The sequence below is a fragment of the Dictyobacter arantiisoli genome (genome assembly GCF_008326305.1).
GTDB classification, from domain to species: domain Bacteria; phylum Chloroflexota; class Ktedonobacteria; order Ktedonobacterales; family Ktedonobacteraceae; genus Dictyobacter; species Dictyobacter arantiisoli.
In genome coordinates, this window is record NZ_BIXY01000029.1 from 61,911 (window position 1) to 71,734 (window position 9,824).

At 48.5% G+C, this 9,824-nt stretch carries 6 protein-coding genes and 1 rRNA gene; 3 read left to right on the plus strand and 4 right to left on the minus strand.

Translation table 11 applies throughout. From position 1 onward, the window contains the following. Window positions 1–10: 10 nt before the first annotated feature. The 4 genes from F1593_RS11555 to rrf form a co-directional block, all read right to left on the minus strand. Complete coding sequence (locus F1593_RS11555; RefSeq protein WP_149401717.1) at window positions 11–1,165, minus strand: carboxylate-amine ligase; 1,155 nt, start codon at window positions 1,163–1,165, stop codon at window positions 11–13. Between the two features lie 255 nt (window positions 1,166–1,420). Further along, on the minus strand, window positions 1,421–2,200 hold the full coding sequence (locus tag F1593_RS11560) for an alpha/beta fold hydrolase (RefSeq protein WP_149401718.1): 780 nt from the start codon (window positions 2,198–2,200) through the stop codon (window positions 1,421–1,423). Between the two features lie 130 nt (window positions 2,201–2,330). Beyond that, a complete protein-coding gene (locus F1593_RS11565; RefSeq protein WP_149401719.1) occupies window positions 2,331–4,652 on the minus strand; it encodes a PAS domain-containing sensor histidine kinase in 2,322 nt (773 codons plus the stop codon). Window positions 4,653–5,359: 707 nt separating this feature from the next. Next, window positions 5,360–5,476, minus strand: a 5S ribosomal RNA gene (gene rrf, locus F1593_RS11570). A gap of 201 nt (window positions 5,477–5,677) precedes the next feature. On the opposite strand from rrf, the gene F1593_RS11575 reads away from it, so the two are divergent. From F1593_RS11575 to F1593_RS11585, 3 genes are all read left to right on the plus strand, one after another. Then, window positions 5,678–6,613, plus strand: coding sequence for a DUF2705 family protein (locus F1593_RS11575; RefSeq protein ID WP_172632058.1), 936 nt, complete (start codon window positions 5,678–5,680; stop codon window positions 6,611–6,613). Window positions 6,614–6,834: 221 nt separating this feature from the next. After that, window positions 6,835–7,992, plus strand: coding sequence for a WD40 repeat domain-containing protein (locus tag F1593_RS11580; RefSeq protein ID WP_149401721.1), 1,158 nt, complete (start codon window positions 6,835–6,837; stop codon window positions 7,990–7,992). A 627-nt stretch (window positions 7,993–8,619) separates the two neighbouring features. Further along, window positions 8,620–9,627, plus strand: a complete 1,008-nt coding sequence (locus F1593_RS11585; RefSeq protein WP_149401722.1) for a glucokinase — start codon at window positions 8,620–8,622, stop codon at window positions 9,625–9,627. Window positions 9,628–9,824: the final 197 nt, after the last annotated feature.

Here is a 9,824-nt window from a genome sequence, read left to right on the forward strand (position 1 = left end):
AGTGTAAAGGTTACGAGGAGATTTTATTGTATGAACCAGTGCTGATTGGTATGTTCAATCCTCTGGCTGTTTCGGTGACGACAAAATCTACAACTGCTTCGTGCTGCTCGGTCCGTTGAAAGATTTCTCGTTGACGCGTTGCCCCATTACCATTGCGCAATAGGAGCTGAACTTGCGTTGAAATTTCGTCCCATTCTCCGCGTTCTTTCAGTACCGGATGCAGAAGAAGCAGCAGGCGTTCAATCAGTTCATGTGCGGGCAGGCTGTTTCTGGCATCTGGATCGACGAGCGTACTGTTCAGGCCATAGCGTGCGGCCCGCCAATGGGCAGCGCGCAACAGTTCATTGGGAGCTTGTATGTAAGGAATTTTCTTGAGGGCTTGTTCCGCACAGGTTTGTGCTAATGCTCGAATCAGTCCTGCGAGCATCACAGTTTCATCAATGCTCAGGCAAACATCCATGACGCGGAATTCGATGGTTGGATAACGATCTGAAAGACGAATATCCCAATAGATATGGCTGGCATCAGCGATGGTGTTGGTCTGAATAAGCATGCGTACAAGTTGATCGTATTCGGTGCTAGAGGCGAGATGAGGGGGAGGACCAGCCATCGGCCAGCGGCACCAGATGGGCGTGCGATAACTGGCATAGCCAGTGTCATCTCCCAACCAGAAAGGAGAATTTGCGCTCAAGGCGAGCAGAGGAGCCAGCCAGAGGCGTGCCCGATTCATAATTTGAATTGCAAGCTCCCGGTCAGGACAACCGATATGGATATGGCAACCGAGGATAACTTGCTCACGTGCTAGCTGACGGTAGCGCTGTTCCATAATCGCATAGCGTTCGGTATGTGTAATCTCCTGGTCATGCCAATGCGAAAAAGGATGGGTACCACTGGCGGCGATCCAGCGGTTGGCTCGAGCGGCGGCTGTAATCAAAACTTCACGCTGATGCATAACGGCGCTACGTGCTTCTGAGAGGGTAAGACAGATGGGCGTAGCTGATTCGATCTGGCTGGTCTGGAGTTCAGCCTCAATGCTTTTTTGCTCCCCTGGCTCTATCAGGGAGAAGATCTGTTGTGAATCGGGTGCCAGGGCGCGTGTGACAGGATCAATAATCTGATATTCTTCTTCGATGCCGATGGTCCAGGATTCCAGGTGAGATGACATGCGTGTTTCCTCCTTTTAAGGATTGCATGGTGAGTTAATAGTGGTGTTCAACGCTGGAGCAGCCATTGAGGAGCGATATCGGGCCATTGATCCGCTCATTCATCTTCTCATGCTTAGTGTGCCTGACTTATCCCGTAAAATGGGTATTTTTGTCGCGCCTTTTGGTAATGAACGTCTCAAATATTGGTGATGTTCTCTTCATCGCATGTTTTTGTTGCGCATGTGTAGATATGGCTATTTCGTGGTCCTGTTCAGCTAACTATTGGACTGAAGAAAGGTAAGGACGTGTTTGTCGAACAGGCTGGCTTGCTCAAACATACAGACATGTCCGGCACGTGGAAGGACCACGAGTTGCGCCTGTGAGAGTGTTTTGACAAGCTTATAGCCTGTTTCGACTGGTACAAGGGTATCATAGCGACCCCAGATGAGGAGTGTTGGATTGGTAACTGCTTTGAGGTGTGCCTGACTATCGTGGGTCAGTATCTGCTGTGCGACACGAAGGAGCGTACAGGGACCAGTACGAAGCGCATCGTAGGTCAGGATCGGCCAGAAGGTTGGTGTTGTATGCCAGATGCCCTTTCCCAGGGGTAGTAAATAGTGTCGTATCAAGCGTTCAGGAGGCATGACGGCTGGCGCAACAAGTATCAGCCGTTCAACCAGAGTGGGATGTTCGGCTGCCAGGCGGGCGCAGATGACACCGCCCATCGAGTGACCAATAAAATGGGCATGCGTCAGCCCGACCGCCTGCGTCCATTGAAAGAGCCAGGAGGTTGCTGTCGCCAGTTGAAATTGACGATGTTGTCGGTGCATGCTACCAAAGCCGGGCAGGTCAATTAAATACAGGTGGTAGTATGCTGCCAGAGCGGTGAGATTACGCTGCCACCAGTAGCTGGAGGCAGCCAGACCATGCACCAGCACAATCGTTTCTCGCTGTGCCGCCTGCTGTTGACCTTCCCAGGGTTCGATGCTGCGATAGCGCACCAGTTGCCCTTGTATAGAGACATGATGAGAGGTAATCCGATAGTTGAGTTGCATATGTTATCGACGCTCGTGAATATGTAATGTGGATTGAATGTGAGCCAGGTTCATTGCTCTCCATAGCTCACTTTATTTTACACCTTCATACGTGATAATCGCAACTCCTGCCCAGGCTTGAAAAGTGGCGTTAATTACGCGTTGGAGCTTCAAGCGCGTTTGTTTGTTTCTCCTCAGGTTTGAGGATAGGCAAGGAGAACCAGAAAGAAGAGCCTACTCCTTCTTTGCTGATGACACCCACCTCACCGCCATGGCGCTGGATTAGAATCTGGCAGATATGCAATCCCAGGCCGAGATTGACACCTCCTGCTTGCTGGTTTTTGTTGGCGGATGTGCGATAGTAGCGTTCCCAGATGTGTTTTTGATCTTCCTCGGATAGGCCTGGCCCCTGGTCATGCACCCAGACACGGACAAGTTTTTCACCATAGGTAACCTCAACCGTAACAGGCTCAAAAGGAGAAGAATATTTGAGCGCATTTGTAATATAATTCGCGATAACCTGTCCAATACGGTCACTATCTGCCTTGACAGGGATATCTGTTTGGATCGGGAGCTTCAGATCAATCTGATGATTTCCTTCGGTATAGCGCAGATCCTCGACTGTTTCCCTGACAATCGTAATGAGATTTATTGGTTGTAGCGCAAGTTCCAGCTTATCAATCGCGAGGCGCGAAATGTCAAGCAGATCATTAATCAAGCGATTCTGGACGCGTGTCTGGCGCAGGGATTGATCCAGGAGTTTGCCAAGCTTGTTGAGCATCAATTCAACATCGGGATCAAGGTTCCCAATTTTGCCCAGAAAAAAGCGCTGCAAGCGACGTTGAGCAAGCTGCATACTGCCATTGATAGCGGTAAGTGGTGTGCGTAGTTCATGACCAATGATACTCATAAACAGCTCTTTTTGACGCTCAAGTTCTTTTTGCGCTGACATGTCAACAAAAATCACGGCGCAGCGCGTGGTTCGCCGTTCCACCATAGCACCCGTCAGCATGATTGGAACGCGCTTCCCCTGTTTATCATAATATTCTTTTTCAAAAGGCTTGAAGGTCCGAGTGGCTTGTAGTTCTCGGATAGATTGCGCATCGAGTTCGGCATATTCGGGAGCCGTCTGTGTCCGCCAGTTGATGAGTCCAGCCTCAAGTTCTTTGCGGGTAAAACCAAGCATAGAGAGAAAAAGATCATTGGCTTCAAAAATTCTCCCTTTAAAATCAGCCAGCATAAATCCTACTACGTTGGCATTGGCGAGCCAGTTAAATTTGGCATCGCTATGGCGCAGTTTTTTCTCGGTAAGTTTAAATTTTGTGACATCGCTATAGTAGATCGTTACACCCTCTGTTGAGGGATAAAAATGGACATTAAACCATTGTTTATTAGATGAGCGATAGAACTCAAAATGTTGAACTTGCCGCGTTTCTACAGCATGTACTAACTTTTGAGCAAATTGCGTATTTTTGAGTTTTGGGAATTCCTCAAAAATATGCTTGTTTAGCAGTTCAGCACTTGTTTTTTCGAGCACCTTTTCAGCCTGAGCGTTGACATAGGTGAAGCGCCAGCGATTGTCCAATGCCATAAAACCGTCGCCGATGCTATCCAGAACCATTTTAAGTAAATGGTGTTTTTCATGGATCTGTTCCTGGAGATGTCGTTGTTCAGTGATATCCACCGTAACTCCAACCATCATCATAGGCCGGTTCTGATCGTCGTAAAGAATATGTCCATGCGAGTGCATCCAATGTTCAGCGCCATGCTCGGTAAAGAGGCGGTATTCATTAACAAAATTTTCCCCTGTCTCCAATGACCGCCTGGCTGCTGCTTCCGTTAAAATTCGGTCCTGTGGATGAATTGCCTGGAGGTATTCTTCAAATGTTTTGACAGATACAGTGTTGGTAAGGGCGCTCTTCGTTGTTCTGATGTTATTCGTCTTGAGATCCCAATACCAGAAACCGGCTTTGCATGCTTGATCTGTAACCAAATGCTCTCTTGCCAATTCTTGTTCTATTCGGACTTGCCGTGTAATCTCTTGATTGGAAAGCAATATAGCAGTTGGATGACCATGAGCATTGCGTTGAATAAGTTGCTTGCTTTTCACGATGATTGTCCGTCCATCGCGACCAGTTTGGACCAGTTCACCTTCCCAATGATCTTGTTCCAGCAAGGTGAGAACGCTATTTTGGGGGGTATCTGGATGAGTATGGGATTGCAGCAATTCATGATAGTGTTTTCCCTGGACTTCTTGTTGTGTCCAACCATAAAGGCGCTCAGCACTTGGATTCCAGCCGTAAATATGTTGATCGGCATCACAAATAATCATGGCATCATGCGCCATCATCATGAGTCCAAGATATGTCTCGAGCCCGTTGGGATAGGAGTTCACACTCTGTGTTTGATGCTCATCGCTCTTTTTATGAATTATTTTTACACTATTTGAGGAGATTGCATGGTCCTTGCTCAAATGATACCCCTTTGTGTGATCATCAATGATTCAACTGTACTCGGCATACGTTACTGATCTGGCCCATACTGTCAGTGACTGTCTGGCTTGGATACAAAAATACAACTGCTCTTTTGTGTACGTTGGAATTAGTGAATAACATTCCTTGCTTTATGATGTTGCTGGAATGTTCATAATTTGTAGAGACAATGTCCAATGTATATTATAGCATATCATCATGAGTCGCTCTAGTACTCTGTCAAACTTCATTTGATGAGTTGTGCGCCCGCAACGCGGGCGGGATGGGGGGGAGAGATGACGGGGGCACAGTCCCATAGGTGCGAACAGAAGGCTTTTCAAGCGGATTGCAAAGGGCGGCGAGTCCCATAGGTGCGAACGTAAGGCTTTTCAAGCGGGATTGCAAAGGGCGGCGAGTCCCATAGGTGCGAACGTAAGGCTTTTCAAGCGGATTGCAAAGGGCGGCGAGTCCCATAGGTGCGAACGTAAGGCTTTTCAAGCGGGATTGCAAAGGGCGGCCAGCCCTTTGCCGGGGTTTGGGGTGTCCCCAAATACCCTTTTTTCTTCTATTCTTCGCCGCCGCACGCGGCGGCGAGAGGGAAGGCTATTAGAAGCTGAATGAAGCAAAGAAAACATCTCCTCCATTCGTTCTGAACGTCAGGGTGGAAAGATGCTTTTGGACACAAAAGAACCATCCGTATAGGCGGGTGAGACGGCGACTTCCTATTTTCCCACGCAGTTGCCCACGGAGTATCATCGGGGAGGAAGAGCTTAACTTCTGTGTTCGGGATGGGAACAGGTGTACCCTCTTCGCTAGTGTCACCGGCTCACCTGCATATGCAGATGGCTTCGTTTGTATGGATGTATATTACTCTTCGTTGGTCATTTTGTCAAGCTATACGCAGCCTTTTTTTTCGTTTCATTCTGAAATCTCTCAATCCGGACTATCAGTAGATTGGAGGATGACAGCAGCAGCGATTGTCAGGTACTATTATCCTTTCTTTGGATTGCCGATGGAGGGTTCTACGATGGCGCGTGATGCTCATAATGCTCAGATTTCTGTTTCCCATGCTCAGACCATTGTTCAGGGCTGGTGGCCTCAAACCTGGCAACTCATACGTTGGTACTTCTTCGTGCTTCGCCGCCGTTTGATGACAAAAGTTGTGTTATGGATTTTCTTTGGCCTCTATGTTTTGATTCTTGTGCTGACTATTTTCTCCCATCTGTTGCTCAAGCCAGCCCGGAGCGCGCCGTCAGCGGCTGATCCCATTGGAATTTTAACCTTTCCTGGTTCGCTCCAATTTGCCCTGGCACTCCTGGGACTTCTGGGGCCGCTATTATTATGTATTGTGGCTAGCATGCTGGTTGGCAGCGATTATGTATTAGGGATGCATCGTCAGATGTTGACACGCGGTATGAGCCGCGCCCAGGTATTTATCGCCCAGATTGTTACACTGGCACTGGTTGCCCTCGGTTTTGTGGGCGTTACCTTTCTTATTGCAATTGTGCTTGGTTTGTTGATAGGTCCTCTCTTTGGTTATCGTCCCCAGTTACTGCCCTGGGCAGGTTGGCTGGGCATCATTTTGACGTGGCTTACACAGTCGTTACGCTTTTTTGTGTATATGTCGATTGCTGTCCTGGCGGCGACATGTGGACGTTCAGCCACGGTGGGAATTATCTTTTCATTAGGCTATATCGTCGTAGAGTATTTAGCCACAACAGTCGTATTTAGCATTATTGGCGGCCTGAGTGCCCAGATTGGTTCTGCGCTGGCTGCATTGATCAATGCCTTACCAGGGGTGGTATCAAATACTTTGAATGGTTATACTACTTCTCTCATTGTCGGTCAGGGAATCGTCTCCTGGGACCGGCTCCCTTTACAACTATTCCTGACTCTGGCTTATATCATAATTCTGTTGGGAGCCAGCTATTTAATCTATAATACCAGTGATATTTCCGATTGAGCGTAGATACGTATCCAGCTCACTTTCAGCGCCAGCCAGGATACAAAAGGCCAATATCAGCCTCAATGCGCAGTGGTGAAATATTATATGGCTATGCATGAATTCATCTATCTAAAAGGCTCTTAATAGCTTCTTAATGCATATTGCATTACTTTGCATGAAATAACCGCTATAATCTCTTTGTGTGGACGAGAGATGCCACTTGAAGGAAGGTTATAGATATGCAAAATCGCGTTGGGAATACTCAGCCTAGAAATAAATTACCTGCACATGTACGCTCTTTTGGTTTCCATCGGTTATCACGGCGCGCGCTCTGTCTCTCTGGATTGGGATGTATTGTGGTGGGTCTGGGACTCCATGCGACTGGAGTCGTAGGGGCTGTCCAATATGTGGGCACTAATTATACACGCCCGGCGGCAACGGTAGGTCAGACTTTCCTTGTACGGCAAAATAATTTTACAGACGCGGTAAGCTGGTCACCAGATGGGAAGTTGATTGCCTCCGGAGGTATCCACGCGCCTGTTGAGATCTGGGATGCGACAAGTGGTAAGACTGTGCTCGCTCTTCCATCCCATGATGGTGTGCTCCTGGCCTGGTCACCAGATAGTCATTATGTGGTGACGGCAGGAGGCATAGAGCCTCCTGTGGTTGGCAATGGCGCGTCATCTTCAGCACTCCCTCATGCTGTATCAACTGCGACTGTCTGGAATGTCCATACTGGAACACCGCTCGTTACGTATACGGGCATGACGTATATGAATGCTGTTGCCTGGTCGCCAGATGGGACACGTATTGCCCTGGCCGGAAGTGATGGCAGCGGCCCGGCGGTGCATATTGTGGGCGCGCTTAGCGGTAAGCGGTTCCTGGCCTATCATAAGCAGGTTGTTTCGCGCCTTGCCTGGTCGCCTGATAGTCATTTTCTCGTCTCCAGTATCGATAGTATTATTGGCGGCGCCTTTAAACGTACGCTCCAAATATGGAATAGTGCCACCGGCGCTATACGTTGGAGCATTCCAGGAGCCGCCAATGCCCTTGCCTGGTCGCCAGATGGAACTACTATTGCGTATGGAGATAGCGAGACCATCAAGCTTCTCCAGGTAAAAACGGGTATTACTAGTGTCAACTCTGTGCTGCATACTGGAGTACCGTTGCTCGCGCTCGCCTGGTCTCCTGATGGACACTTTCTCGCTGCAGCTGGTGGAAGTCCCCAATTTCCTGATCCTAAAGGTTTTGCGCTGGTAAAAAATTTGCAAACGGGCAGCACAATACAGTATCGAGGACATACACTGACAGTCACGGCGCTTGCGTGGTCATCATCTGGAGACCGTCTGGTTACCTCCTCCTATGACGCGACTGTGCGTGTATGGGACGCACACTAAAAAGGGCGCAGGTTAATCCCGATGGGAGTGGGAAACAAACACTTTGTGAGCTCGACTTTGTACAATTTTAGGCTTTTGAGCCTGCGAAAAAGGGCGAGTGCGACGCAATTTCGAGCTCACGTTTTCAAAATTGTACAAAGTCGAGGTCAGAGAGTGTTTGTTTCCCATGCTTTCCACGATCTCTGTGCATGAGTTTTCGCACCAATGGTGCTCAAACTTCTTTTTAGTATGTGATGGAGAAAAGGTTCGAAGAACCTTTTCTCCATCACATACTAAAAAGGGCGCAGGCGCTTGCGCGCCTGCCAGCAGGTCAATCCCGATGGTGATGGGAATCAAACACTTTGTCAGGCTAAATGACACTTATTGTGGTATGATTTGGGGGGATGTGAGGTGGTTGGATGGGTAGTTCGCTCTTTCCGCTTCTCATAAAGAAGGAGAGGCGCACGCGGATATATTTTTAACCCTTTATGTTGATAACTAAAGGGCGATTAAATATTGACATATATCAATATTTTTTCTCTCATATCTGGCAGGTGACACATGAGCGCCTGTGTCTCTTGTTTTGCCTGTCATAGTTAGAATAAAGTGTACTAGTGAAACACTTCTATCGAAAGGTTACGCGTAATCATGTTATTGGCTGGTGACATCGGGGGAACAAAGACGAATCTTGCGCTTTATCAATCACGGGAGGATATCAGGACCCCTTTGCATGAGGGAACATTGCCGAGTGGCGAGTATGCTACGCTGGCGGCGTTGATTCATGCGTTTATGGGGCAAATTGATCTGTCTGGCATTACCATTGAGCGGGCTGTTTTTGGCGTTGCAGGGCCAGTTGTGGCTGGCAAGGCGAAGATTACAAACCTCTCCTGGCAAATGGAAGAGAGACAATTGGAGCAGGCATTGAATATTCCTTCAGTGACGTTGCTGAACGATCTGGCTGCTATGGCAACTGCTATTCCACAGTTGCGCTCATCCGATCTTCATACCTTAAATTCAGGAAAAGCAGCGGCCCATGGTACGCTGGCGGTTGTTGCGCCAGGAACTGGCCTGGGCGAAGCCGTCTTGACCTGGGATGGCGCGCATTATCGTGTGCATCCTTCCGAAGGCGGGCACGTTGATTTTGCTCCCACCAATGCCTTTGAAATCGGAATGTTGGTATATATGCTTGAGCATATGTCTCATGTCAGTTATGAACATGTCTGTTCGGGCATCGGCCTGCCCAATATTTATGCATATGTCAGGGAGTCGGGCCTGTTTAATGAGCCTCAATGGCTGGCCGAGCAGTTCGCGCAGACAAAGGATCATAATCCAATTATTGTCAAGGCCGCACAGGGATTGGCAGCAGAAGAGCATAAGGAACCAGAGGCTATTTGTGTAGCGACACTCAAGACGTTCGTTTCTATTTTGGGTGCGGAAGCCGGGAATATGGCCCTCAAAACCCTGGCAACTGGTGGCATCTATCTGGGTGGTGGTATCCCCCCACGCATCCTTTCCTTCCTGGAAGATGCGGAGTTTATGCGTGCCTTCACCGCCAAGGGACGCTTCTCCGCTATGCTGGCAGACGTGCCGGTGCATGTTATATTGAATCATAAAGTTGGTTTACTTGGTGCTGCAACCTTTGGCTTTGATTTATAGTTTCATTGCAAGCAGAAGGACGGGAATACAAATAATTGTATTCCCGTCCTTCTGCTTGCAACTTAAGGTAGTATTTATGAGTCATCCCGGATTTTCGGGAAACATTTCTAGCACCTAAATGATGCTAAAACCTGAATTGTTTCTAAATCCGGCGGGAGAATACTTCCAAGAACGGGATGGGCATCATCCCAAAGGCG

What these genes read in the sequence shown, in the direction of transcription:
- F1593_RS11575 (WP_172632058.1), top strand. Translation starts at nt 5,678, where the DNA reads ATGGCGCGTGATGCTCATAATGCTCAGATTTCTGTTTCCCATGCTCAG.
- F1593_RS11560 (WP_149401718.1), bottom strand. Translation starts at nt 2,200, where the DNA reads ATGCAACTCAACTATCGGATTACCTCTCATCATGTCTCTATACAAGGG.
- F1593_RS11555 (WP_149401717.1), bottom strand. Translation starts at nt 1,165, where the DNA reads ATGTCATCTCACCTGGAATCCTGGACCATCGGCATCGAAGAAGAATAT.
- F1593_RS11580 (WP_149401721.1), top strand. Translation starts at nt 6,835, where the DNA reads ATGCAAAATCGCGTTGGGAATACTCAGCCTAGAAATAAATTACCTGCA.
- F1593_RS11585 (WP_149401722.1), top strand. Translation starts at nt 8,620, where the DNA reads ATGTTATTGGCTGGTGACATCGGGGGAACAAAGACGAATCTTGCGCTT.